This is a genomic window from Rhizobium oryzihabitans (assembly GCF_010669145.1).
GTDB classification, from domain to species: domain Bacteria; phylum Pseudomonadota; class Alphaproteobacteria; order Rhizobiales; family Rhizobiaceae; genus Agrobacterium; species Agrobacterium oryzihabitans.
Genome location: NZ_CP048632.1, coordinates 751357 through 776943, shown reverse-complemented (window position 1 = coordinate 776943; position 25587 = coordinate 751357). Strand labels below are relative to the sequence as shown.

General features: G+C 60.8%; 18 protein-coding genes. 9 read left to right on the top strand and 9 right to left on the bottom strand.

Translation table 11 applies throughout. The features are described 5' to 3' along the window. Positions 1–6 precede the first annotated feature (6 nt). The 4 genes from accC to G3A56_RS04240 all read right to left on the bottom strand — a co-directional run bounded on the left by accC (position 7) and on the right by G3A56_RS04240 (position 3210). On the bottom strand, positions 7–1353 hold the full coding sequence (accC, locus tag G3A56_RS04255) for an acetyl-CoA carboxylase biotin carboxylase subunit (protein ID WP_059752741.1): 1347 nt from the start codon (positions 1351–1353) through the stop codon (positions 7–9). Between the two features lie 12 nt (positions 1354–1365). Further along, positions 1366–1854 carry an acetyl-CoA carboxylase biotin carboxyl carrier protein gene (gene accB, locus G3A56_RS04250; RefSeq protein ID WP_082184173.1) on the bottom strand — a complete coding sequence of 163 codons (489 nt, stop codon included), beginning with the start codon at positions 1852–1854 and terminating at the stop codon, positions 1366–1368. Between the two features lie 25 nt (positions 1855–1879). Then, positions 1880–2317 (bottom strand): type II 3-dehydroquinate dehydratase, encoded by a 438-nt coding sequence (gene aroQ / locus G3A56_RS04245; protein WP_003496340.1) that lies wholly within the window; start codon positions 2315–2317, stop codon positions 1880–1882. Between the two features lie 125 nt (positions 2318–2442). Continuing rightward, positions 2443–3210: a DsbA family protein gene (locus tag G3A56_RS04240; protein ID WP_035242563.1), complete on the bottom strand. Its 768-nt coding sequence runs from the start codon at positions 3208–3210 to the stop codon at positions 2443–2445. A 172-nt stretch (positions 3211–3382) separates the two neighbouring features. On the opposite strand from G3A56_RS04240, the gene G3A56_RS04235 reads away from it, so the two are divergent. Then, positions 3383–4540, top strand: coding sequence for a pyridoxal phosphate-dependent aminotransferase (locus G3A56_RS04235; RefSeq protein WP_167373913.1), 1158 nt, complete (start codon positions 3383–3385; stop codon positions 4538–4540). A gap of 29 nt (positions 4541–4569) precedes the next feature. Here the strand turns inward: G3A56_RS04235 and G3A56_RS04230 are convergent, their stop codons facing one another. Beyond that, a complete protein-coding gene (locus G3A56_RS04230; RefSeq protein ID WP_082184665.1) occupies positions 4570–5253 on the bottom strand; it encodes an ArsR/SmtB family transcription factor in 684 nt (227 codons plus the stop codon). Positions 5254–5326: 73 nt separating this feature from the next. Here G3A56_RS04230 and G3A56_RS04225 point away from each other — a divergent pair, with 73 nt between their 5' ends. The 3 genes from G3A56_RS04225 to G3A56_RS04215 all read left to right on the top strand — a co-directional run bounded on the left by G3A56_RS04225 (position 5327) and on the right by G3A56_RS04215 (position 6866). Next, positions 5327–5653 carry an NIPSNAP family protein gene (locus G3A56_RS04225; RefSeq protein ID WP_082184175.1) on the top strand — a complete coding sequence of 109 codons (327 nt, stop codon included), beginning with the start codon at positions 5327–5329 and terminating at the stop codon, positions 5651–5653. Next, positions 5650–6015: an antibiotic biosynthesis monooxygenase family protein gene (locus G3A56_RS04220; RefSeq protein WP_003496328.1), complete on the top strand. Its 366-nt coding sequence runs from the start codon at positions 5650–5652 to the stop codon at positions 6013–6015. The genes G3A56_RS04225 and G3A56_RS04220 overlap by 4 nt, the downstream gene beginning before the upstream one ends. A 146-nt stretch (positions 6016–6161) precedes the next feature. Continuing rightward, on the top strand, positions 6162–6866 hold the full coding sequence (locus G3A56_RS04215) for an SDR family oxidoreductase (RefSeq protein WP_082184176.1): 705 nt from the start codon (positions 6162–6164) through the stop codon (positions 6864–6866). A gap of 189 nt (positions 6867–7055) precedes the next feature. On the opposite strand, the gene G3A56_RS04210 is transcribed toward G3A56_RS04215, so the two are convergent. Continuing rightward, entirely contained in the window at positions 7056–9983 is a 2928-nt protein-coding gene (locus tag G3A56_RS04210) for an Rne/Rng family ribonuclease (RefSeq protein WP_082184177.1), read from the bottom strand. Between the two features lie 645 nt (positions 9984–10628). Here G3A56_RS04210 and G3A56_RS04205 point away from each other — a divergent pair. The 4 genes from G3A56_RS04205 to G3A56_RS04190 all read left to right on the top strand — a co-directional run bounded on the left by G3A56_RS04205 (position 10629) and on the right by G3A56_RS04190 (position 16449). Beyond that, the gene (locus G3A56_RS04205; RefSeq protein WP_082184178.1) at positions 10629–11888 is read left to right on the top strand and encodes an N-acetylmuramoyl-L-alanine amidase; all 1260 of its coding nucleotides are present in this window, start codon (positions 10629–10631) and stop codon (positions 11886–11888) included. 327 nt (positions 11889–12215) lie between these two features. After that, positions 12216–14663 (top strand): penicillin-binding protein 1A, encoded by a 2448-nt coding sequence (locus G3A56_RS04200; RefSeq protein ID WP_003496311.1) that lies wholly within the window; start codon positions 12216–12218, stop codon positions 14661–14663. 98 nt (positions 14664–14761) lie between these two features. Next, positions 14762–15893 (top strand): peptide chain release factor 2 gene (prfB, locus tag G3A56_RS04195; RefSeq protein WP_164056184.1). Its coding sequence is split into 2 segments (ribosomal slippage): positions 14762–14830 and positions 14832–15893, totalling 1131 coding nucleotides; the frame shifts between segments, so codons are not numbered across the junction. A gap of 76 nt (positions 15894–15969) precedes the next feature. Then, entirely contained in the window at positions 15970–16449 is a 480-nt protein-coding gene (locus G3A56_RS04190) for a cysteine hydrolase family protein (RefSeq protein ID WP_082184179.1), read from the top strand. Positions 16450–16452: 3 nt separating this feature from the next. Here the strand turns inward: G3A56_RS04190 and G3A56_RS04185 are convergent, their stop codons facing one another. After that, positions 16453–16953, bottom strand: coding sequence for a hypothetical protein (locus tag G3A56_RS04185; protein WP_003496305.1), 501 nt, complete (start codon positions 16951–16953; stop codon positions 16453–16455). Between the two features lie 21 nt (positions 16954–16974). Beyond that, entirely contained in the window at positions 16975–17748 is a 774-nt protein-coding gene (locus tag G3A56_RS04180; protein ID WP_035242560.1) for an NAD kinase, read from the bottom strand. Positions 17749–18050: 302 nt separating this feature from the next. Between G3A56_RS04180 and G3A56_RS04175 the strand changes: the two genes are divergently transcribed. After that, positions 18051–18968, top strand: a complete 918-nt coding sequence (locus G3A56_RS04175) for a PhzF family phenazine biosynthesis protein (protein ID WP_082184666.1) — start codon at positions 18051–18053, stop codon at positions 18966–18968. Between the two features lie 103 nt (positions 18969–19071). On the opposite strand, the gene G3A56_RS04170 is transcribed toward G3A56_RS04175, so the two are convergent. Beyond that, positions 19072–25422 carry an apolipoprotein A-IV repeat region-like domain-containing protein gene (locus G3A56_RS04170; RefSeq protein WP_082184180.1) on the bottom strand — a complete coding sequence of 2117 codons (6351 nt, stop codon included), beginning with the start codon at positions 25420–25422 and terminating at the stop codon, positions 19072–19074. Positions 25423–25587: the final 165 nt, after the last annotated feature.

Below are 25587 nucleotides of genomic sequence, written 5' to 3'. Positions count from 1 at the left end.
ATCGTCTTAGTGAGACGCGTCACCGGCCAGATATTTTTCCAGCCAGTGAATGTCGTAGTCGCCGTTCAGAATATCCTCGTTCTGGAGGAGGTCCTGGAAAAGCGGCAGCGTGGTCTTGATGCCATCGACGACGAATTCGTCCAGCGCCCGGCGAAGGCGGCGAATGCATTCGTCACGGTCGCGACCATGGACGATCAGCTTGCCGATCATGCTGTCGTAATAGGGCGGAATCTTGTAGCCCTGATAGGCACCCGAATCGACGCGCACGCCAAGGCCGCCCGGCGTATGGAAGTAGGTCAGCGTGCCCGGCGAGGGAACGAAGGTGCGCGGGTCTTCGGCATTGATACGGCATTCGATGGCGTGGCCATGGAATTCGATATCCGCCTGCGTGACCGACAGGCCCTGGCCTGAAGCGACCCTGATCTGCTCCTGCACGAGATCCATGCCGGTGATGGCTTCCGTCACCGGATGCTCCACCTGCAAACGGGTGTTCATTTCGATGAAATAGAACTCGCCGTTTTCATAGAGGAACTCGATGGTGCCGGCGCCGCGATATTTCAGCTTGCGCATGGCGCTCGCGCAGATCTCGCCGATCTTCATGCGCTGTTCGACGGTCAGAGCCGGCGAATTGGCTTCTTCCAGCACCTTCTGGTGGCGGCGCTGGAGCGAGCAATCGCGTTCGCCGAGGTGAACGGCATTGCCTTCGCCATCGCCGAAAACCTGCACTTCGATATGGCGCGGCTTGCCGAGGTATTTTTCCATATAGACGGCGTCGTTGCCGAAGGCTGCCGCCGCTTCGGAGCGGGCCGTCGCAACGGCCTCTTCCAGATCGGCTTCGGTCTTCGCCACCTTCATGCCGCGGCCACCGCCGCCCGCCGTCGCCTTGATGAGGACCGGGAAGCCGATCGTCCGGGCGATTTCGAGCGCGTTTTCAGGCTTCACTTCGCCATCGGAACCGGGAACCACGGGAATGCCGAGTTCCTGCGCCGTCTGCTTGGCGGTGATCTTGTCGCCCATGATGCGGATATGTTCGGCGGTCGGTCCGATGAAGGTGATGCCGTGCGCGTCGAGAATATCGGCGAACTTGGCATTTTCCGACAGGAAGCCGTAGCCGGGGTGAACAGCGTCCGCACCGGTGATTTCGCAGGCCGCAACGATCTGATGGATGTTGAGGTAGCTGTCACGCGAAGGCGGCGGGCCGATGCACACGCTTTCGTCGGCAAGGCGCACATGCATCGCATCCGCGTCGGCCGTGGAGTGCACGGCGACAGTCGGAATGCCAAGCTCTTTCGCGGCGCGCAGGACGCGCAGCGCGATCTCGCCACGGTTGGCTATGAGGATCTTCGAAACCATGCTGAACCGCCTTTATTCGATGACCACGAGGGCTTCGCCATACTCCACGGGCTGAGCGTCGTTGACGACGATTTCCACGACCTTGCCGGACTTGGGAGCCGGGATCTGGTTCATGGTCTTCATGGCTTCGACGATGAGGATGGTCTGGCCTTCCTTGACGGTTGCACCCACTTCGATGAAGGGACGTGCGCCCGGGGCAGGCGACAGATAGACCGTGCCGACCATCGGCGAGGACACGGTGTTGGCCGGGTTGCGGGCAGGCGCTGCGGAGGCAGCAGGCGCTGCAGGCGCGGCGACTGCCGGAGCAGCAGCGGGCGCTGCTGCCGGTACTGCGTAGGGAGCGGGCGCCGCGGCATAGACCGTGGCGGGCGGAGCGGCGCGGGAAACGCGGATGCGCAGGTCGTCCTGCTCCACTTCGATTTCCGAAAGGTCAGTATCATTGAGGATATTCGCGAGCTCGCGGATCAGTTCCTTGTCGATACCCTGTTTCTTTTCAGACATGACAAACCCTATTCTTTGTTTCTTTTTATGCCGTGATGTTCTTCAGCGCGTGAAGCGCCATGATGTATCCATATGGTCCGAAACCGCAGACCATGCCCTTCGCCGCCGGTGATACCATCGATTTGTGACGGAACTCCTCGCGGGCGTGGATGTTGGAAATGTGCACTTCCACGACCGGCGTGGAAATCGCGCGAATGGCGTCGTGCAGGGCGATGGACGTGTGGCTGTAGGCGCCGGGATTGATGACGACGCCCGCCGCGCGCTCGCCAGCCTCATGCAACCAGTCCACGAGCACACCTTCGTGGTTGGACTGGCGGAATTCCACTGCGAAACCGAGATCGGCACCAGCCGCAAGACAATCATTCTCGATGTCCTTCAGCGTCTTGCCACCATAGATACCCGGTTCCCTTTTTCCCAGCATGTTGAGATTGGGGCCATTGATGACGATGATGATGTTGCTCATTCACGTTTCCATAAGAAAATCAGCGACACCTATAGACTGCGCAGCCGTCAAGGAAAAGCCCCCGCAAGCCGTAAAGCGCCGGCTTGTCCGGCATCTCACAGGGAATACAGGGGCTTTTTGCGCAATCAGGAGCAGGTGGCCTTTCCGCAGCTGCGCATATTGGCGATTTTTTCCATCAGAGGGTCCGCACCCACAGCCCCGAAAACGGCTTCGTCGCCGACGATATAGGACGGCGTGCCGGTGATGCCGAGGCTGTTCGCGAGCTTGTAGGTTTCCTGAACCTGCGCGTCGTTGGGGTTCTCCGCCATCGATTTGCGGATATCGGCTTCCTTGAGGCCAAGCGACGTCGCGACCTCCATCGCGCTTTCCTCATTCGCCCGTCCGCGCCCGCCAAGCAGGGTGCGCTGGAATTCGGGATATTTGGCAGGCGCAAGCAGCTTCACGGCGTTGGACACGCGATGTGCTGCGACCGATTCCGGACCGAGGATCGGGAATTCCTTAAGAACGACACGCACCTTCTTGTCCGTCTTCAGAATATTGTCCATGTCGCCCATGGCGCGTTTGCAATAGCCGCAATTATAGTCGAAAAACTCGACCAGCGTGACGTCGCCGTCCGGATTGCCAAGCGCCAGATCGTATTTCGATTCGAAGATCGTCTTCTTGTTGTCGGCCACCGCTTCCGCCGCCTTGGCGTTGCGGGCCGCATATTGCTTGCGTTCAAGCGCGTCCTGAACCTCAAGCATGATTTCGGGGTTCTCGATCAGATATTGCTTGATGAACTCGCCCATTTCCTTCTTCTGCTGCTCATCCAGCGCGTGGGCAGGCAGAGAAGCGAAAACCGTCGAAAGGGCCGTCACGCTGGCGAGAAGTGTTGAACGGAGAAGATGCGCCATATCGGTCCTCATACTGTGCGGCCAGTGCCTCATGAATATTATGATGGCAATTACCTTACTTTAAGCCAAATGCCATACGCCAAAAATAGTTGTCCGCATTATGGTCGCATGATTGTGAAGATTGTGATTCTGCGGCAAGTCTCTGAAATACGGTTCAGGAAAGAGCATGCCCTTGATAACGATGTCGAAGCGGAGCGCAGTCGAACCCTTTCACGCCATGGACATCCTGGCGGAAGCGAACCGGCGCAGGCAGGCGGGACGCCCCGTCATTTCCATGGCCGTCGGCCAGCCGTCCCATCCCGCGCCCAAGGCCTCGCTGGAAGCCGCGCAGGAGGCGCTGAAACATGGGCGCATCGGCTATACCGACGCGCTCGGCCTGCGTGAACTGCGCGAAGCGATCGCCGGCCACTACCGGCTGCGCCATCAGATCGCGGTCGATCCGGCCCGCATCGCCGTGACCACCGGCTCCTCCGCCGCCTTCAATCTTGCTTTTCTCAGCCTCTTCGATGCCGGTGATTATGTCGCGATAGCAAGGCCTGGCTATCCCGCCTATCGCAATATTCTAAAAGCGCTCGGCCTCAATGTCGTCGAAGTACCGGTAACGGCGGAAACCGGCTACACACTGACACCGGCCAGTCTGGAGCGGGCGGAAACCAGGGCGGGTTGCAAGCTGAAGGGCGTACTTCTGGCAAGCCCGGCCAATCCGACTGGCACGGTCACGGGCCGTGAGGCGCTGAAGCGGCTGGCCAGCTATTGCGAAAGCCGCGACATGGCCTTCATTTCCGACGAGATCTATCACGGTCTCACTTTTGTCGGCGAAGAGACGAGTGCGCTCGAAATCACCGACAATGCCGTGATCATCAATTCCTTCTCGAAATATTATTGCATGACCGGCTGGCGTATCGGTTGGATGGTCCTGCCGGAAAATCTGGTCCGGCCGGTCGAGTGTCTCGCCCAGAGCCTCTATATTTCACCACCCGAGCTGTCACAGCTGGCGGCAACCGCAGCCTTTTCGGCGGCGGAAGAGCTGGATGTTTACAAGGAAACATATCGCACCAACCGTGATTTCCTGATGGCGCGCCTGCCCGAAATCGGCCTGCCGCTGGCATCCCCCATGGATGGTGCTTTTTACGCCTATGTCGATACCAGCCGTTTTTCCAACGACAGCATGGATTTTGCCAAACGCATGCTGGCGGAAATCGACGTGGCGGCGACGCCGGGCATGGATTTCGACCCCGAGGAGGGCCACCGCGCTCTGCGCATTTCTTATGCGGGTTCGGTGTCGGATATCGCCGAGGCCGTGGGACGTATCGCCGGTTGGCTGAAATAAGCCACCGGATTCGCCCTCTTCGTGAGGGATCAGGCGGGTGTGCAGCCGAAGGTGCTGTTAAACGCCTTTTCGCCCTTTGTGGTGAATGTCAGCACGCGGCCGTTTCCGCGCCGAAGCCAGTCGCGCTGCTGCATGGCTTCCAGAAGCGAAGCGCCAAGCCCGCCGCCGAGGTGATGCCGGCGTTCGCTCCAGTCCAGGCAATGCAGGCAAACCGGGCGTCGGGCCTTTTCCAGCAGCGATAGATCGATGCCGAAGCTTGAGAAGAAATCACGTCCGCTGTCCGTCAGTGCAGGATCGTCTCCTGAAGTCACGAGCCCGTTTGCGGTAATGGTGGCAAGCAGCGCCACGCCGCTTTCCCCGGCCAGATGGTCGTAACAGATACGCGCCTCGCGAAGCGCCTTGTCCTTTGGTCCCGTGCGGACGCGCACCGCACCCGTGCGTTGGGCAAGGCCCATCAGCGCTTCCAGAACCTGCGCCACATCTTCGTCGGAAAGACGGAAGTAGCGATGCCGGCCCTGTTTTTCCATGATTAGCAATTGCGCGTCGGAGAGTTTCGCCAGATGCCCGCTGGCGGTCTGCAGGGTAACGCCTGCAGCCTCGGCAAGCTCGCTTGCCGTCAGCGCGCGACCATCCATCAGCGCCGTCAGTATATTGGCGCGGGCAGGGTCGCCGATCAGCGCGGCGACATTGGCGATCAAGGGTCCGTCTTTCATGGTTCGATGATAGCCGAAGCATTGGAGTAGGGCAACGGCATAAACGGAGAGGCAGAACATGAGGAGACCGACGTTGCTGACCTGTTTCATCCGCTACGAGATCGACCCCTTCAAGGTCGATGCTTTCGATCAATATGCCCGTAACTGGGGTGAAGCCATACCGCGCTGCGGGGCCGATCTGATCGGCTATTACGCCCCGAAGGAGGGATCGAACACGATCGCCTACGGTGTCTATAATATCGAGAGCCTCGCCGCTTACGAGGCCTACAGGGCGCGGCTTGCCGCCGACCTGGCCGGGCGGGAGAATTATGAATTTGCACGGCGCGAGCAATTCATCCGCCGCGAAGACAGGCTTTTCCTGCGTCTGGCGTCGGCGCCGCATGGCGGAGGTGAACGATGATCGCGGTCATCTTCGAGGTCTGGCCGGCTGAAGGCGAGAAACAGCACTATCTCGATATCGCCGCCAGCCTGCGCACCGAGCTCGAAACCATTGACGGCTTCGTGTCGGTCGAGCGGTTTCAGAGCATCAGCAATCCGGACAAGATGCTCTCTCTGTCATTCTTCAGGGATGAGGAGGCGGTAAAGGCATGGCGCAACACCGCACCACACCGCGCAGCCCAGGCGCTGGGACGCTCCGACGTCTTTTCGGACTACCGCCTGCGTATCGCCGCCGTGATGCGGGATTACGGCCTGCGGGAGAGGGAAGAGGCCCCGACGGACAGCTGGCACGTCCATGCCGCGAATGCGCAAAAGCAGCGCTGAAATGCCTTCAGCATCAGTTTTTCTTCACGCCGCGCCAAGGCTTTCTGGTTCGAACTCGCTTGCGAAACCCGCTATAGATGAGGGGATTGTGGGTGGAGAATGGCCGCCAAGCGGCCGTTCGCCCGATTGGAAACGGAGAGAGAACGATGTCGGCAGAAAAAGTGGCGATTGTAACGGCAGGCGGCAGCGGCATGGGGGCTGCCGTGGCGAAACGTCTGGCCGCGGACGGCTACAAGCTCGCAATCCTGTCGTCATCCGGCAAAGGAGAAGCGCTGGCGAAGGAACTTGGCGGTATCGGCCTCACCGGCTCCAACCAGTCCAATGATGATCTCCAGCGCCTTACGGATCTGGCGCTCGAAAAATTCGGCCGCATTGACGTGCTTGTCAACAGTGCAGGCCATGGCCCACGCGCCTCCATCCTTGATATCACCGATGAGCAATGGCACACGGGTCTTGATGTCTATCTCATGAACGTCATTCGCCCGACGCGGATCGTGGCTCCGGTCATGGTCAAACAGAAGGCAGGCGCGATCGTCAATATTTCGACTGCCTGGGCTTTCGAGCCGAGCAGCATGTTCCCGACCTCGGCCGTCTTCCGCGCCGGTCTCGCCTCCTACACCAAGATTTTCTCCGATACCTATGCGGCCGACAATGTGCGCATGAACAATGTGCTGCCCGGCTGGATCGACAGCCTGCCGGCGACGGAAGAACGCCGCGAGAGCGTACCGATGCAGCGATACGGCAAGAGCGAGGAGATCGCCGCCACCGTGGTCTTCCTCGCTTCGGAAGGGGCCGGATACATCACCGGCCAGAACATCCGCGTCGATGGCGGCCTGACGCGGTCCGTGTAACGGGCGGGTATCCTCGCCCCTCATCCCTGTGACAAGCACAGGGATGAGGAAAGGAGAGCAACTACAAAAAGCAGGGTCTCTCAACCGACGCAATTAGCGGCTCAAGCATAGAAATCGCTCGTTATTGCACCACCGAAAGCAAAACGCCCGCAACATGGTTGCGGGCGTTTTTTAATCCAGTTTCTTCTCTCAGAAGAAGCCCTTGCGCTGCCACCAGCCGCCCTTGCGCGGCTTCGGCTCATCACCATCAGGGCTTGCGGGCGCACCGGAAGAGGTAACCACCGGCTCGGAACTGGAGACATTGCTGCCCCGGTTCGCGCGGACTTTTTCTTCGCTCGCGGGTGCTTCCGGCTCAGAAGAGAGATCGGCCGAAGCTTCACCGACTTCCTCGATGGCGACATCGACGACGGTCGCTTCGACGATTGCCGGCTCAACGACCACCGGTTCAACCGTTTCAACGGCTTCTGCCTTCGGTGCCTCTTCCGTCTTGGCTTTGGCCTTGCGGGTGCGGCGCGGCTTCTTCGGCGCTTCCTCTTCCACGGTGTCGGCGACAACGCCTTCCACCACGGCGGCAGCTGTAGGCTCTTCGGCGACCGCAGCTACAGCGGGAACCTCTTCGCCTTCACCTTCCGTCTCGCCTTCGTCGCCGGCTTCCGCGCCTGCAGCATCCAGAGCCTCGTCTTCGGCACGGTTGCGGCGACCGCCGCGCTTGCCGCGACGACGGCGCTTGCGCTTGCCATCCTCATCGGAATTTGCAGCTTCGCTTACGCCGTTTTCATCGGCTTCCGCTCCGGCATCATCGGTTTCGACGTTATCGTCATCATCCGAATCGTCACCTTCGTTTCCGGCCTCGGCATCAAGCGTATTGTTCTGTTCGTTTTGTCCGCCCTTGCCACGACGGCGACGACGACGCTTGCGCTTGCGCTTGCCGTCCTCACCATTGTCGCTTTGCTGCTGCTGGCGCGGTTCGGAGCTCTGGACCTTGACGATTTCTTCTTCGTCTTCGTCCTCTTCCACCTCGGCGACAAAATCGTCTTCCTCTTCCACGAAGCTTGGCAGCATCTGGATGAGGCTTTCGATCTTCACCGGATTTTCGACGGCTTCGCCGCGATCAATGGCGAAATGCTGCGCGCCGACGCTCGAATCGGCGGCAATGATGATCGACACGCCGAAGCGGCCTTCATAATCGACGATCGTGCCGCGCTTGTGGTTGAGCAGGTAAAGCGCCGTTTCCGGCGTCGTCCTTACGGTGATGTTGTGCGTGGTATTGCGCAGCAGATATTCCTCGATGCCGCGCAGAACATGCAGCGCAATGGAGGATTCCGAGCGCACATGACCCGTGCCGCCGCAATGCTGGCAGACCTGCGTGGTCGATTCCAGCACGGAAGCGCGGATGCGCTGGCGCGACATTTCCAAGAGGCCGAAATGCGAGATGCGGCCGACCTGGATGCGTGCGCGGTCGTTCTTCAGGCAATCCTTGAGCTTCTTCTCGACAGCGCGATTGTTGCGCTTTTCTTCCATGTCGATGAAGTCGATGACGACGAGGCCGGCAAGGTCGCGAAGACGCAATTGCCGTGCAACTTCTTCCGCTGCCTCGAGGTTGGTCGTCAGCGCTGTTTCCTCGATGGAATGCTCGCGGGTCGAGCGGCCCGAGTTCACGTCGATGGAAACCAGTGCTTCGGTCTGGTTGATGATGAGGTAACCGCCCGATTTCAGCGTCACCTGCGGCTGCAGCATGCGGTCGAGCTGGGCTTCGATGCCGGAGCGCGAGAAGATCGGGTGAATGTCGCGGTAAGGCTGAACCACCTTGGCATGGCTCGGCATCAGCATCTTCATGAAGTCTTTCGCTTCACGATAGCCTTCCTCGCCGGAAACGATGATCTCGCTGATATCCTTGTTGTAGAGATCGCGGATCGAACGCTTGATGAGCGAGCCTTCCTCGTAAACGAGGCAGGGAGCCGTGGAATTCAGCGTCAGGGTGCGAACGTTTTCCCACAGGCGCATCAGATATTCGAAGTCGCGCTTGATCTCGACGCGGGTACGGTTGGCGCCTGCGGTGCGCAGAATGACGCCCATGCCCTGCGGTACTTCCAGATCGCGCGCGATTTCCTTCAGGCGCTTGCGGTCCGTCGGCTGGGTGATCTTGCGGGAAATGCCGCCGCCACGTGCCGTATTCGGCATCAGCACGGAATAACGGCCGGCCAGCGACAGATAGGTGGTGAGTGCGGCACCCTTGTTGCCGCGTTCTTCCTTGGCGACCTGCACCAGAAGGATCTGGCGGCGCTTGATGACTTCCTGGATGCGGTACTGCTTGCGCGGCTTGCGGGCGACGCGATCGGGAACCTCTTCCATGGCGTCTTCTGCGCCAACGGATTCGATCACTTCCTTTTCGTGATGATCGTCATCATCGTCGTCATCATCGTCGTCGTCATTGCCACGACGAAGGCCTTCGACTTCCTCGGAAATCGTATCGGTATCGACCATGGCGGCCATTTCGCCGCCGGTGCTGCCATCTTCCTCGGAAGAAGCCTCAGCGGTTTCGGCTGCAATTTCTTCAGCGGTTTTCTTCTTGGCGCGGGGGCGACGGGTACGCTTCTTCGGCTTTTCTTCCTCGGCGGGCGCGTCTTCGGCGACAGTCTCGACGGCTGCGACGGCTGTTTCCTCGGATACGGCCTCGGCGGCGGGCGCGGCATCTTCCGTCACCACGGTCTCCGTGGCTTCGCTGACGGCGACAATGCCGACATCGGGCTGGTCAACCTGCGAAAGGTCGATGGCCGGCGCGCCGGGTTCGGGGGTGTCGGCCGATTCGAAGTCGTCGCTGCGGCGATGATCCTCGGCTTCCGCCTTCAAGAGGGCCTGACGGTCGGCAAGCGGAATCTGGTAGTAGTCCGGGTGGATTTCCGCAAAAGCGAGAAAGCCGTGGCGGTTTCCACCGTAATCGACGAATGCCGCCTGAAGGGAGGGTTCAACCCGCGTGACCTTGGCAAGGTAGATGTTGCCGCGGATCTGTTTCTTGTGCTCCGATTCAAAATCGAATTCTTCGATCCGGTTCCCACGGACAACGACTACGCGTGTCTCCTCTTCGTGGGAGGCGTCGATAAGCATTTTGTCTGCCATGTAAGCTGTGCTCCTCGGCGCAGCCTTGTTTTATACGAGAACAGGCCCGCCATGAGGACGGGCCTTTCATATGAGTGCAAGGATGTGCCGGAAATGAAGTCTCCAGCCGGGCCTCTGTAAACTGGCAGCATCCGGACCGACGGCGAGGCGCTTGGCCTGCTCCTGGTATCCGGTTCATGTGAAAACTGCTGCGACATCATTGGCCAGGCGGAACGACAATAATATATAGACCCCTTGGGGTCCGATGAATTTGCTCTCCTCAGAGCGGCGGTGGCATGACCACCGGGTAGGTCTCCGGCCACGGCCGGAATTGATCCAGTTTCAGGATAAATGTAACGACGGCAGATGATTGCCCGATTTGCAGCGCCAGCGTCTTTTTCGATTGGCAGCCGGCGGGCATCTATCCCGTCAACACTTTTAACCCTCCCGCGTGTTGTATGTTTTCTCTGTCATAATAGCAATAGGCTGGCTAAATATGCCATATTATTGGTGGAATTTCCGGGTTAATAATTGGTTCACCAACGCCTGCGATTGTGGGGCGCAAACGCGAAAACAATCGTCCGGCGTGGTCGAAACGGTGCCGTTCCCGGCGCTTTTCCGCCCCATTTATCGAAAACGACTGAAATACGGAATTTCTTGAAGACCATGAATTTCACGCGCAGCGCAGCGATATTCCGTGGGGCAGGGCCGCTTGGCGCGCGAATCGCGCGGATTGCGGGCGCCTTCTCATTTCTTGTCACCGCATATGTTTCCGCCGCTCCCGCAGCCTTTGCCGTCGAACCGCTTGTCGTCCATCAGGCCCGCATCATCGGCGACGAGGCGCGTACCCGCATCGTCCTCGATTTTGCCGAGGAGCCGGAATTCGATGTCCACTATCTCGATTCGCCCGCCCGCATCGTCGTGGACTTTCCCGCGGTGAATTTCACCTTTCCCGCCTCCGATCTCAAACCGACAGGCCTTTTTTCCGATATCCGCTTCGGCAGCATGGGGCAAAACAGCGCCCGTATCGTGCTGACGGCGAAAAAGCCGGTTCAGGTGGCGGTTGCAGAGACGAAGAAGGGCGAAGATGGCGCCTCTTTCCGTTTCGTGCTGGATACGGAGATCACCACCAAGGGTAAATTCGCCGAACTGGTGAAGGAGCAGCAGTGGCAGGTGCCGGCGCCCGTCACCACGGCCGCGATCAGCCCCGGCGATAAGACATCGCGCCAGGCGGAATTCGTCATTGCGGTCGATGCCGGCCATGGCGGCATCGATGCCGGTGCGACCGGCGGTGTGACCGGCACGGAAGAAAAGGTCATCACGCTGAACTTTGCCAGGGAACTTGCGGAACGGCTGAACCGTGAGCCCGGCATCAAGGCGTTCCTGACCCGTGATGCCGATACCTTTCTTGCCCTGTCCGAACGGGTGACGATCGCCCGGCAGAACAATGCCAACCTGTTCATCTCGGTGCATGCCGATACGCTGAAGCAGAAGGGCATCCGTGGCGCGACCGTCTATACATTGTCCGACCGCGCCTCGGACAGGCAGGCGCAGGAGCTGGCGGAGCGAGAAAACAAGTCCGACCAGATTGCCGGCGTGGCCGCCTCCACCGAGCCGCCGGAAGTCGCCGATATCCTGCTCGATTTCACCCGCCGCGAAACCCAGGCCTTTTCGGTGACGCTGGCCGAAAACATCGTGTCCTCCTTCGAGGGGCAGGTCGGCCTCATCAACAATCCGCATCGTTATGCCGGTTTCATGGTGCTGCGCGCCCATGACGTGCCCTCTGTTCTGCTGGAGCTCGGTTTTCTCTCCAATGCGGAAGACGAAAAACTGCTTCTCGATGGCGAATGGCGCAAGAAGGTGGCCGACAGGCTGGCAACGGCGGTCGGACGATACCGTGCCAAGGCCATGGCGAACGGTGGCTGAAGCGCCAGCCGCCGGTACAATGATCCTGTTGCCGCCATGCCGCTTGCGCCCGAAAAGCTGTTCAATTCTTTGACCTTGCGGACGATTAAGGCCTCGAAGCCCTATTTTACTCACATTCGCCGCGTTACTCGGGAAGCGGATTCGGTGGCAATCCGCGAAGCGACACAGACGCGATTGCGGTGGTTGGCCCGGTAACATATCGGCGAATGCTACCGTATCCGGCTTGTCATCGAAGGTATGGTGTGCAAAACGGCACGCGATATGCAAGGATGCGCCCGTATATCGTCGGGCGTTGATGGTTACGATTCGAATTATCGGTAGCTTGGTATGATCAGACTGATTGGATATTTTTTCGGCTTGGCCAGCGTGCTCTTCCTGTGCGCCGCCGCCGCCGGTGCAATTTATTTGCACGGCGTGACGAAGGACCTGCCGGATTATGCAGTTCTGAGCACGTATGAGCCGCCGGTGACGACCCGCGTGCACGCCGGCAACGGCGCGCTGATGGCGGAATACGCCCATGAGAAGCGCCTGTTCCTGCCGATCCAGGCCATCCCCGACCGGGTGAAGGCCGCTTTCCTTTCGGCGGAAGACAAGAATTTCTACAACCATCCGGGTGTCGACGTCTTTGGTCTCGGCCGCGCCATTCTCGTCAATATCCAGAATCTCGGCTCCGGCCGCCGTCCGGTCGGCGCGTCCACCATCACCCAGCAGGTGGCGAAGAACTTCCTTCTGACCAACGACCAGACTATCGACCGCAAGCTCAAGGAAGCCATTCTCTCCTTCCGCATCGAGCAGACCTATTCCAAGGACAAGATTCTCGAACTTTATCTCAACGAGATTTTCTTCGGCCTGAATTCCTACGGCATTGCCGGTGCGGCGCTCACCTATTTCAACAAATCGGTGACGGAACTGACGATCGCGGAGACCGCCTATCTCGCATCGCTGCCGAAGGGACCGGCCAACTACCACCCGATCCGTCGCGAAAAGGCGGCTCTCGAGCGCCGCGACTGGGTGATTGATCGCATGGCTGAAAACGGCTACATCACCGTCGCCGACGCCACTGACGCCAAAAAGCAGCCGCTTGGTGTCAATCTGCGCCGTGGCGGCGCTCATATTTTCGCGTCCGATTATTTCGCAGAGGAAGTCCGCCGCCAGATCGTCGAGAAATACGGCGAGGAAGCGCTTCTCGAAGGCGGGCTGTCGGTTCGCACATCTTTCGATCCGCAGATTCAGATGGAGGCCCGCAAGGCGCTTCAGGATGGTCTCGTTCAATATGACGAGCGCCGTGGTTTCCGTGGAGCCGCCGAAAAGATCGAGACTGCCGGCGACTGGACGGCCGCTCTCGCCAAGGTGAAGGGCCTGCGCGACGTTCCGGAATGGAAGGTTGCGGTCGTGCTCGCCGTTGCTGCCGATGGCGTCGATATCGGCGTACAGGCGGATACGGAGACGGAAGACGGTGACAAGCGCACGCGCGGTCACATCTCCGCTGAAAACATGCGCTGGGCCTATCGCGATGCGACCGGCAAAAAGGCGACCGCCAAGTCGCCGGTCGGTGTTCTCTCGGTGGGAGACGTCGTTTATGCGCAGCCGCTTTCCAATTCCGGTAACGAATACCGCCTGCGCCAGCCGCCGAAAGTGCAGGGCGGCATGGTGGTGATGGACCCGCATACCGGCCGTGTTCTGGCCATGGTCGGCGGCTTCTCCTATGCGCAGTCGGAATTCAACCGCTCCACGCAGGCGATGCGCCAGCCTGGCTCTTCCTTCAAGCCGTTCATCTACGCGGCAGCGCTGGACAATGGTTATACCCCGGCATCGGTCATTCTCGATGCGCCAATCGAAGTTGTGTCGGGCGGTCAGGTCTGGAAACCGCAGAATTACGGCGGGGGTTCCGCCGGTCCGTCGACCCTGCGTCTCGGCATCGAAAAATCCAGAAACCTTATGACCGTGCGTCTGGCGCAGGACATGGGCATGAATCTGGTGGCGGAATATGCCGAACGCTTCGGTATCTACGACAAGATGCCGCCGCTTCTCGCAATGTCGCTCGGTTCGGGTGAAACCACCGTCATGCGCATGGTTTCGGCCTATTCGGTCATTGCCAATGGCGGCAAGCAGATCAAGCCGACGCTGATCGACCGCATCCAGGACCGTTACGGCAAGACGATCTTCCGGCACGAGGAGCGCGCCTGCGAGGGCTGCAACGCCACCAGCTGGCAAAATCAGGATGAGCCGGTCATCGTCGACAATCGCGAGCAGGTTCTCGACCCGATGACCGCTTACCAGACGACCTCCATGCTGGAAGGCGTCGTCCAGCGCGGTACCGCGGCAGGCAAGATCAAGGTCGATCTGCCGGTCGCCGGCAAGACGGGCACCACCAACGATGAAAAGGATGCCTGGTTCGTCGGTTACACGCCGGACATGGTCGCCGGTCTCTATATCGGTTTCGATTCGCCGGCGCCTCTTGGTCGCGGCGGTACGGGCGGTTCGCTGTCGGCGCCGATCTTCGGCGAATTCATCGCCGATGCGGTCAAGCATATGGAGCCGAGCAAGTTCATCGTGCCCGCTGGCATGAACTTCGTCGCCGTCAACCGCAAGACCGGCATGGCGGCGGTTGAAGGGGAACCTGATACCATCATGGAAGCCTTCAAGCCGGGCACGGGTCCTGCTTCCAGCTTCTCGGTGATCGGCGCGGAGGGTTACATGTCGCAGGAAGATATTCTGAAGACCTCGCCGCAGGCCCAGCAGGCCATCACCGGCGGTGGCGGCGGTCTTTATTGATACCAGTCGTGGAGTTTGGCGGGGGCGCGGGTCTTTACATCCGCGCCCCCCGCATTTATTTGAGCAACGAGTTTCAATGAAGGTGAAGAACCAGCGAAATGCGCAATGAAATCGTGAATGTAGTCGACGAAATCAAGCAGGCCATAAGCCTGCTGAGGAGGCATCTTTGACTGGGACCAGGCGATAAGACGGCTGGACTGGTTGAATAACAAGGCAGAGGATCCGACCCTCTGGAACGATGCCTCAGAGGCCCAGAAACTGATGCGCGAGCGCCAGCAGCTGGATGACAGCATCAATGGCGTGAAGGCGCTTGAGCAGCAGCTCAGGGACAATATCGAGCTGATCGAACTCGGCGAGATGGAAGGCGACGACGAAATCGTCAAGGACGCCGAGGACTCGCTGAAGGCGCTGAAGAGCGAGGCGAACCGCCGTCAGGTGGAAGCCATGCTTTCGGGCGAGGCCGATGGCAACGATACCTATCTCGAAGTGCACTCCGGCGCCGGCGGCACGGAAAGCCAGGACTGGGCGAACATGCTGCTGCGCATGTATACCCGCTGGGCGGACCGTGAAGGTTTCAAGGTCGAGGTGCTGGAAGTTCACGACGGCGAAGAGGCCGGCATCAAATCCGCGACAATCCTCGTCAAGGGCCACAATGCCTTCGGCTGGCTGAAGACGGAATCTGGCGTCCACCGCCTGGTCCGTATTTCGCCCTATGACAGCAATGCGCGTCGCCACACATCGTTCTCCTCAGTCTGGGTCTACCCAGTGGTTGATGATTCGATCCAGATCGATGTCAACGAAAGCGATTGCCGCATAGATACCTATCGTTCGTCCGGTGCGGGCGGCCAGCACGTCAACACCACGGATTCGGCCGTGCGCATCACACACATTCCGACCGGCATCGCTGTTGCCTGCCAGCAGGAGCGGTCGCAGCACAAGAACCGCGCCAAGGCGTGGGACATGCTGCGCGCTCGCCTTTACGAGGTGGAACTGCAGAAGCGGGAAGAGGCGGCAAACGCCCAGGCGGCGTCCAAGACCGATATCGGCTGGGGCCACCAGATCCGTTCCTACGTTCTGCAGCCCTACCAGCTGGTCAAGGACCTGCGCACCGGTGTAGAAAGCACCGCACCCGGCAACGTGCTGGACGGCGATCTGAACGAATTCATGGAAGCGGCTCTCGCACATCGCATCAGCGGCGGCGCGGATGTGGAAGTGGCTGATATCGACTGACGCGCCCAAGCGTCGATTGAAACAAAGATCACCCCTCGCAAGCCCGTTGCGAGGGGTTTTTCGTTGGAGGACATGCATGAAACAGGTGCTTTACATCGTCGACGTCCAGCCGAGCTTCAATCCGCCGGCCGCGCTTGTGGCGGAGATAACGGCACTCGCCGTCACCATGCCGAGCGTCGCCAGCGTCGAGCGCCATGATGAAAGCGTGACGCCTTTCGAACGGCAGCTGGGTTGGAAGCCGGGCAGGGACGACTGCTCGCTGGTTCAGGCAGATCGGATATTCATCAAGCACGGCTATGCGCCGCCGAGGGAGGCTGTCGACCATCTTCTGTCGCTGGAGGTCGAAAGAGTATTGGTCTGTGGCATTCAGGCCGATACCTGCGTGCTGGCGGCCGGTTTCGCATTTTTCGATGCGGGGCTTCATCCCACGCTTCTGCCGTGGCTGACGGTGGGTTCCAGCCTCGACCGTAGCGGCGAACTCGGTGCCAGATTATGGAAACATCATTTCGGCGCGGTTCTGGCCGGGCCGCACGAGCTTAAACCGGACGTGCTCTAGCCCTCAGTTCGAAGCTTTCTCGATCTTCATCTCGCCAAGCTCGTCGATCAGAACTGTCCAGCTTTCCGCTTCCTTGGCCATAGGGTCCGTTTTCAGATAGACCGTCACGAACAGGCCGGGCGAGGCGGAAGCGCCGTTCGAGCTTTCGGGACGAATATCCGTGACGTAGGATTTCATCTGGCTGAACTCTTCCAGCTCGACATTTTCGAGGAGGTTAGGCCCGTTGGCGGTGAATACGATGCGCTGCAGGTAGACTTTCGCGGTGCCATCGTCCTGCCGGATTGCAACAACCTTGTAATAACCGCGCGTAGGCGTCGCCGGCGGCGGCCGCAGCTGACCATCGGCGCCTTTCACCGGCTCCAAATTCTGCTCTTCCCACATGCCGCTGCTGACGACGAATATCGCCGACACGGGCAGGGCGTCGATCGCCTCCGTCTGCGCCCGCGCGGAAAGCACGGCGGTGGCGAATATGAGTGTTGCAAGGATCGATCTTTTCAGGTGCATGGTCGTTGTCAGTGGTTGGTGTCAATTGTTGAATTGTTCGGCGAGAACCCGGTCGGACCACGAACGGTCCGGGTCCGAGAGAATTCTGGCCGTTCTGTCCTGCGATTGCGCAATCCGCACATGGCGAACGGATTTCACCTCCGTATGGTCGGCCACCGCGTTTACCGGTCGTTTGTCCCGCTCCAGAACGTGAATATCGACCGTCACCTTGTTCGGCAACAGCGCGCCGCGCCAGCGCCGTGGCCGGAAGGCGCTGACGGGGGTGAGCGCCAGAAGCGGTGATTCGAGCGGCAGGATCGGCCCATGGGCGGAGAAATTGTAGGCCGTTGATCCTGCGGGTGTCGCGACCATCATGCCATCGCAGATGAGCTCTTCCAGCCGCACCTTGCCGTCCACCTCGACGCGAAGTTTGGCGGCCTGATGCGACTGCCGGAAGAGGCTCACCTCATTCATGGCGAGTGCCGTAAACTCGTCGCCATCGGAATCCGTCGTCGTCATGCGCAGCGGGTGAAAATCATTGCCCGTCGCCACCGCGATGCGCTCGCGCAGGCCTTCCACGCGGTAGTCATTCATCAAAAACCCGACCGATCCCCGGTTCATGCCGTAGACGCGTCTGCCGGAATTCATGGTCTCGTTGAGGATCTGCAGCATGAAGCCGTCGCCGCCGAGCGCGACGATCACCTCGGCTTCCTCGAAAGGCGCGTTGCCGTAAGCCGTTTTCAGCTCCTCCATCGCCATCTGCGCCTCTTCTGATGCAGATGCGACGAAGGATAGTGAATGGGTAGAATGCGACATCCGCTTCCCTCGACAACGACACAAACCGCAACCGGCCTGTGACAGATGTTCTAACCTGTTGAAGCGACTTGCAATCTCCAGACCGGGACGGGCACGGTCGCTTGCAAGCCACAAGACCCGTCCTTGGTACATGAAGACAGCGGCTCGCCACAAGGCCTTTCGGGCAGGCAGGCGTTCGCCTTTCTCACCCGAGGCCGGTCCACAGCTTCTTGATTTATCGTCTCGGAGAAAGGGTTGCGATGCGGGGCGGCCTGAGGCAGTTTGCGCAAAGCAGGCGGAATGAGGAATGGCAGGAGATGGGTGTGGTACTGAACTACAATATCTACGATGTCTTTACCGAGACCAGAATGGCGGGAAACCCGCTGGCGGTCATGTATGACGCGGACGATCTCGATCAGGTGACAATGCAGGCGATCGCCCGGGAAATGAACCTTTCCGAGACCGTTTTCGTCAATCGTTCGGGTAACCCGGCCCATGCGGCGTCGCTGCGTATCTTTACACCTTCGGGCGAATTGCCCTTCGCCGGCCATCCGACCGTCGGCGCGGCGGTTGCGATCGCCGAGCGCAATCGTGGCGAAGACGATGACGATATCGACATGGTCTGCGTGCTGGAGGAGCAGGTGGGCCCGGTGCGCTGTGCGGTGAAGATGCGCGCCGGCGCGGTCAGCTTTGCCGAATTCGACCTGCCGCGCAAATCCTCGCGCGTCGACCTGCCGCTCGATCATACAGCACTTGCCGACGCGCTGGGTGTCAGCGAAGGCCATCTCGGCTTTGAAAACCACGTCCCGTCGATCTGGACGGCGGGCGTGCCGTTCCTGCTCGTGCCGCTGCACAACATCGCCGCCATCAGCGACATGGATTTTGACGCCAATCTGTGGTTGCGCACCGCGCCGCTGGTAGAGGGACGCCTGGCGGCGGTCTATATCTACTGTCGCGGCGGCGTCAATCATGCGGCGAAATTCCATGCCCGCATGTTCTCGCCGGATATGGGCATTTCGGAAGACCCTGCCACCGGCTCGGCCGTTGCTGCACTCTCGGGTGCCATCCATCATTTCGACGGCCTGACCGACGGTCACTATCCCATCCTGGTGGAGCAGGGCGTGGAGATGGAGCGGCCGTCCCACATCCACCTGCGCATGGACATCAAGGACGGCGAAATCGCCCGTGCCCGCATCGGCGGCCACGCGGTGCGGGTCGCGTCTGGCACATTCGAGATTTGATTTGAAGGCAACCGGCTGAATTCCAGTCGAAAATCCGCCTGTCAGCCAAAATGAAAAACCCCGGTCATGACCGGGGTTTTATTGTTTCTACTCGCACCAGAGATCAGTTGAACCGACCTGCCGCATGCGCAAGCATCGTATAGACCTTGCCGGTATCGGAGGTGAGGTAGGACTGGGTAACACTCCGGTCGCGGTCGGTGCGCGCCACATCGGCGAGCAGCTTTTCGAAATCGGTGATGTAGCGGTCCACGGCGGTGCGGAATTCGGCTTCCCGCTCGTATTTGCGCTTGATCTCGTCAAACGTCGTCTGACCTTTCAGCGTGTAGAGGCGGCGGGTAAAGACGTCGCGCTCGCCGCGCTGGTACCGGCGCCACAGTTCCACGGACGCATCGTGGTCGATGGCGCGGGCAATGTCGACGGACAGCGAGTTCAGCGATTCGACCATGTGGCGCGGATTGCGGGTGTCGGCCGCACGGGTCGGCTGCTGCTCAGTGTTGGCGCGCGGTGTGGACGCTGCTGGCGTTTCCTGTGATGCGCCGCGCAGCAGATCGCTGATCCAGCCGCCACCTTCTTCGCGACGTCCGGCAGGCGCTGTTGCCGTCTGCGACGGGGCAGGTGCCTGACGGTTTTCGACCTGGCGGTTCTCAAGCGGCAGCGTACCGCGCAAGGCAGGTGCGGCGCCAGTCTGCGGCTGCGCCGGGCGCTGCTGCACCGGAGCGGCTGCTGCCGGCTGCGGACGCGCCTCGACGCGGCGCTCGGCGGCTGGCTGGGTCGCTGCGATGGCGCGGGCCACCGGTTCGGAGACTTCCATCTGGTGGGTCGAACGACCGACAAGCTGGGAAATATCCTGCAGGGCCTTGATCTGCTCGGAAACGGCGCGGCGCATGGCGGCAGCGCTTTCCTTGGCCTCTTCCGGCAGGTCGAATGCGCCGCGCTTCAGTTCCGCACGCGTCGCATCCAGCTCGCGGCGGATGTCGTGGCTGGAGCGACGGATTTCGTCCGTCGCGCCGGCAAAGCGGCTGACAGCTTCTTCGACAGCCTGACGCAGGGTTTCCTTGAGGTTGGCGGCGGCGGCATTGGATTTTTCCGAGGCGCTGCCCAGAAGATTGTCGACTTCCGAAAGCGAGGATTCGACGCCGCCACGCAGGCGGTTGACGAGTTCGTCGGAATATTTCTGCGCGTCGGAAAGCGTGCTTTCGATGGAGCGGCTGGCATCCTGACCGGCGGCAAGCAGGGCCCCCCGCATGGTCTGTGCGGCCGAGCGGGCGCGCTGTTCGGTCTCATCGAGCGAACGGCCGATATCGGTGAAGGATGCCTGCAGATTGTCCCGCAGATTGCCGGCGACGTTCTGCGAACGCTCCTCGGCATCGTTGAGCGTGGTTTCCACAACGCCGACGACGTTGCGCATGGCGCTTTCGATTTCCTCGGAGCGCTTGACGAGACCGACGGACAGGCTGCGAAGCGCGTCCTGACGTTCTTCCAGCGTGCCGACGAGGCTCGACTGTGCCGCGTTGAGCAGTTCGGATGCCTGGCTCAGCACCTTCGAATGTTCCTCGAAGCGTCCGACGATACCGGCAACCTGCGCCAGTGTCTGGCCGGAAATATTCGACAGACGGTCGATCTTTCCTTCGAGCAGACGGCTGGAGCTGGACACCATGTCGGCGGCCTGCGAGGCGCTATCGGAGAAGCGGGTCGCCGATGCGTTCAGCGCTTCGTCGGCCGTGCCGAATTCCTGCGCGGCGCGCTCGACAGCGGAGTTGAAGTTGGTTGCCGACTGTTCGACGATTTCGGCCATGCTGTTATGGGTCTGCGACAGCATGTCGGTGCTCTGGCGGGTGGCGGCGACCAGCTTGTTGGCTGCATCGCTGCCCGCACGGGCGTATTTGTCGATACCCTGCTCGACGGCATCCGCCATGGCGGTATGGGTCTGCGACAGCATGTCGGTGCTCTGGCGGGTGGCCGCGACAAGCTTGCTTGCCGCATCCGTACCGGCATTGGCGTAATCGCTGATCGCCTGTTCCACCATACCGACCATGCCGCTGTTGCTCTGCGACAGGAGTTCGGCGCTCTGCTGGGCGGCGGAAACGATCTTTTCGGCGGCTTCGCGACCGATGGTGGCGTATTCGTCGACCACCGGCTTTGCCTTCTCCTCGATGAGGCGAGACAGTTCCGCGGAACGGCTGGCCAGCATCGAGTTGAGCTCGCGGGTACGGTTGTCCAGCGCCGAGCGGATGGATTCGCCGCGTGCGTCGAGGGCCGATTCGACGCCGGTCAGTGTCTCGGAAATGACGCCGACCTGCGACCGCACGACCGCTTCAGCCTCGGCAACCTTGTTGACGATGATGTTGCCGGCCTCGGAGAAGGTCTGGGCGACAGCGGCGGCCTGGCCGGAAAGGCGCGTCTGCGCATCCGAAATGCGGTTGACGATCTCGCCGGACCGCTCCTCGATAGCCTTGGTGAAGGCCTCGTTCTGCGCCTGCACCTGCTCTGCGAATTCCGAGCCGGACTTGGCGAGAAGGGACGTGGAACGGGTAGCCTCTTCGCCGATGCTCTGGGTGGCGGAGATGACCGCGCCACGCAGGCTGACGGCGAGATCGCTCGCCTTGCCTTCAATGGTGCGGTTGACGTTTTCGAGACCGATCGTCAGCGCGCGGTCCATGGTGCCGAGGCGCTCGTCGATGCGGGCCGAGCCGGCATCGAAGGTTTCCGCCAGACGGTTGGTGCGGCTTTCGAAGGTGTCGCTGACGCGTATCGCCTGCTCGTCCAGAATGCCGGTGATGCGTTGAGCCGCATCATCGCTGGTGCGGGCAAAGGCGGCAGTCTTGTCTTCCAGCGCATCGGCAAAGCGACGGCCGGCATCTTCGATCGAGGTGTTGACGTTGCCGAGATCACTCGAAACGCGCTCCTGCAGCGTACCGAGCGAGGTCTCGATGCGTGCGCCGGTCTCGTCGAGCCTGCCTGTGACGCTTCCAATCGAGGTTTCGATCCGCGAGGAGAGCGCATCGGTCGCGCCGCCGATTTCTCGGGCAGCTTCGCCGATCTTGACGGCGATATCGCCTGCGCTGTTGCGAAGACGCTCTTCCAGCGTCGCCGCACTGCCGTCAATCGCCTTCTGCAAGGTTTCCTGCTGGGTCTCAAGCGAGAGTTCGAGCATGCTGGCGCTTGATGCGACGGTGGTGCCGATCATCATCGCCTGTTCGGAAAGCATGTCACCCATCTGGGTGGTTGCCGAACTCAAGGTTGCGGCGAGATCCGCCTGACGCTGGTCGAGCGCGGTGCGGATATCCTCATGCGACTGCGAGAGATTGCTTTCGAGGCGGGAAACGCCTTCTTCCACCGTCTGCGCAAAACGGCTGCTGCCGTCTTCCACGACGCTTTCGATACGGTTGGCTGCGCCCGAGACGCTCTGCTCGATCAGGCCGCTATTGCGCTCGAGCGAGCCCGCGATGCGCTCGGCCTGCGAGCCGAGCATGGTCTCCAGCCGCTCGTGGCCGCTAGCAAGTGCGTTTTCGAGCGTGAAGGCAGTCGATTCCAGTCGCTGGCCTACGCCGGCCGCTGCCAGCGAAAGCGAGGCGGTTCTAGCATCCATGGCCTCGGCGATCCGCTCCTCGACACCCGAAATCGTCATGTCGAGCGCCATGGTACGGCTGTCGAGCGCATCCGCGATACGTTCTTCCGCGCCGGAGACGATCCCTGAGAGCGCAGCTGTACGGCTGTCCAATGCGCCGGCAATACGGTCCTCAACCCCGGAAACAGCCGTATGAATTGCGGCGGTGCGGCCATCGAGAATATCGGCGATCTTTTCTTCAACACCGGAGAAGCTCATGTCGAGCGCCATGGTGCGGCTGTCGAGCACATCCGTGATCCGCTCTTCCGCACCGGAAACGACGTTCTTGAGGGCATCCGTGCGGCTGTCGAGTGCATCGGCAATGCGGGTCTCGGCACCGGCCACCAGCTCGCCAAGGGCGGCCGTGCGGGTGTCGAGCGCTTCGGTGATTTTTTCCTCTGCACCGGAAAACGCCATGTCGAGCGCCATGGTGCGGCTGTCGAGTGCATCTGCGATGCGTTCTTCCGCACCGGAAACCACGGCGTTGAGCGCTGCCGTGCGGCCATCCAGCGTTTCTGCGATACGGGTCTCGGCACCGGCGACGACGTCGCCGAAGGTGGCGGTGCGGCTGTCGAGCGCGCCCGCGATCTTCTCTTCAGCACTGGCGACAATGCCGGTCAGCGCGGAGGTGCGGTTGTCCAGCGTCTCGGAAAGTCTTTCCTCGACATTGGCGAAGGTCATGTCCAGCGACAGCGTGCGGCTGTCCATCGTGTCGGCGATGCGTTCCTCTACGCCGGAAATTGCGCTGGAAAGAGCGGCCGTACGGCCATCGAGCGTTTCGGCGATGCGGTTTTCGGCGCCTGATACAACGTCATGAAGGGCAGCCGTGCGGCTTTCCAGCGTGTCGGAAATGCGGTCCTCGATGCCGGAAACGGCACCGGTGATGGCGGCAGCCCGGGTTTCGAGCGTTTCCGAAAGACGGCGCTCGACATCGGCGACGACATTGTTGATTGCGGCTGCGCGTTCATCAAGCATCGCGGCAAGACGTTCGGCCGTGCCGGAGACCGAGCCGGTGATGGCCAGCGAACGGCTTGCAAGCGCCTCGTCGAAACGGTCCTGGCTGGCCGAAAGCGCGCCGAACAGGGCGTTGCTGCGCTCCGCCAGTACGCCGTCGATCTTCTCGTGCGAATAGGCAAAGGCATTGGTGATGTCGGTGGTGCGCTGGCTGATCGCGTCGCTGAACTCGCGGGTGCGGGTTTCAAGCGCGCTTTCGAGCATTTCCTGACCCGTGCCCAGTGCGGTTGCAAGGGCAAGCGACTGATCGGTCATGGTGGTGCCGATGCGCTCAAGACCGCTGGTCAGCATGGTGTCGAGGGCTTCGGAACCGCCGGCAACGGTTTCGTTGATCCGGGCAAGGCTTTCCATCAGCTTGCTGTCGAGGCTGCCTGCGCGCTGGTCGAAGGCGCTGGCGAAATCTGCGACATGCTCGTCAAAGGCGGAATTGACCTGGCCAACCGTTGCCTGCAGCCGTTCCTCATAGAGGCCGGAGCGAAGATCGAGATCCATGATCGCATCGTCAGCCGTGCTCTGCAGGCTCTGGCGGAAGGAGAGACCCTTTTCTTCAAGCGTCGTGGAGAGCTTGTCGAGCACGGTATCCAGAGAACCGCCGATGATCTGCTGGCCGCGATCGATATTGCGGTTGAGTTCCAGTGTGCGGGTGGACAGCGTCTCGTTGAGCTGGCGGGTACGTTCCTCCAGCGCGCTGTTGAGGCTTTCCGCACCGCTGTCGAGCGTCGAAGCATGGATGGCGAAGCGTTCGAGCAGAACTTCGCCGCGCTCATCTATCGTCGAGGTGAGGTTATGCAGACGCATGTCGAATTCGTTCGACAGGGTCGAGCCTGATGTATTCAGCGCCTGCAGCAGGTTTTCTGTCTTGGCGGCAATCAGGCTGCCCATTGCTTCCGTGGAGGCGCGTGATTTTTCGAGCAGCGCGGCCGAGCGCGTGTCGATCATCGAGGCGAAGGCCTCACCGCTGGTGGCAAGCCGCATCGAAAGCTCTTCGCCGACGATGGAAAGCTCTTCCTTGATCTGTTCCTGCGCGCCGATAATGGACGAGCGGATGCGCTCTGCATGGTTGACGATGGCGTCGCGTTCCGCGGTCAGTTCCTGCACGAGGCTGCGGACACGCAATTCATTGTCCGCGTAGCTGCGCTCAAGTGCATTGACTTCCGAATGGACCAGCGTTTCGAGTTCCGTCGCCCGCGCAATCGTGCGCTCGATCCCGTCATTCATCGCCGAGACTTCGCGGCGAACCGCCTGGCCGACGGACATGATCCGGTCGGACGCAACGGTTTCCGGCTCCGCAAGGCGGAGGGCGACTTCGGCCATGGAACGGGCGGCGTTGCGCAGGTCACGGGCACGCGCCATCATGATCGCGAAGGCGAAGAACAGCATGACCGGCACGATGATGCCGACGATGATGGCCATCAGGCCGGGAATTGCGGTGAGATCGGCAAGCGAACCGATGTTCCACAGCGCATTGCCATAAAGAAGATGCGCGATTCCGAGGCCGCCGAGCGCCCAGATCACCGACATGATCGTCGCGTTTCTGAGCGCGCCGCCGATCGAGCCGCCTTCGAGCGATTTCAGGATCATGGCCGGGCTGCGCTTGGAGCCGTCATTTGCCGCTTCCAGATTGGGCGATTTCGGTGCCTGTTCGGCAGGCGCGCGTGCGGCGTCCGGAGCAGGGGTCTGTCTGCTGGCTTCCTTCAATCTGGCCTCCGGCTGCTTTGGCGCTGTCGTTTTCCGCGATTCCGGCTTTTCTTCGAAAGCACCGAGCTGCAAGGCGTCTTCCAACGCCTGAAATGCAGTCTCGTCGACAGAGTCGCTGATCTTGTTGTTCGCCATGCGGTTACGCCTCGTTACACATACGCCCGGCTTCATGCCGTTGACCACTTGCATTCAGCAAGCGGACTGCCGCCATCATGCCAGCGGAACATTATCCCTCAGGAGAGAACAATTCCGCCATTACCAAATCCCGAATTGCTGGTGGTCCAGCTTTCGGGCGAAATT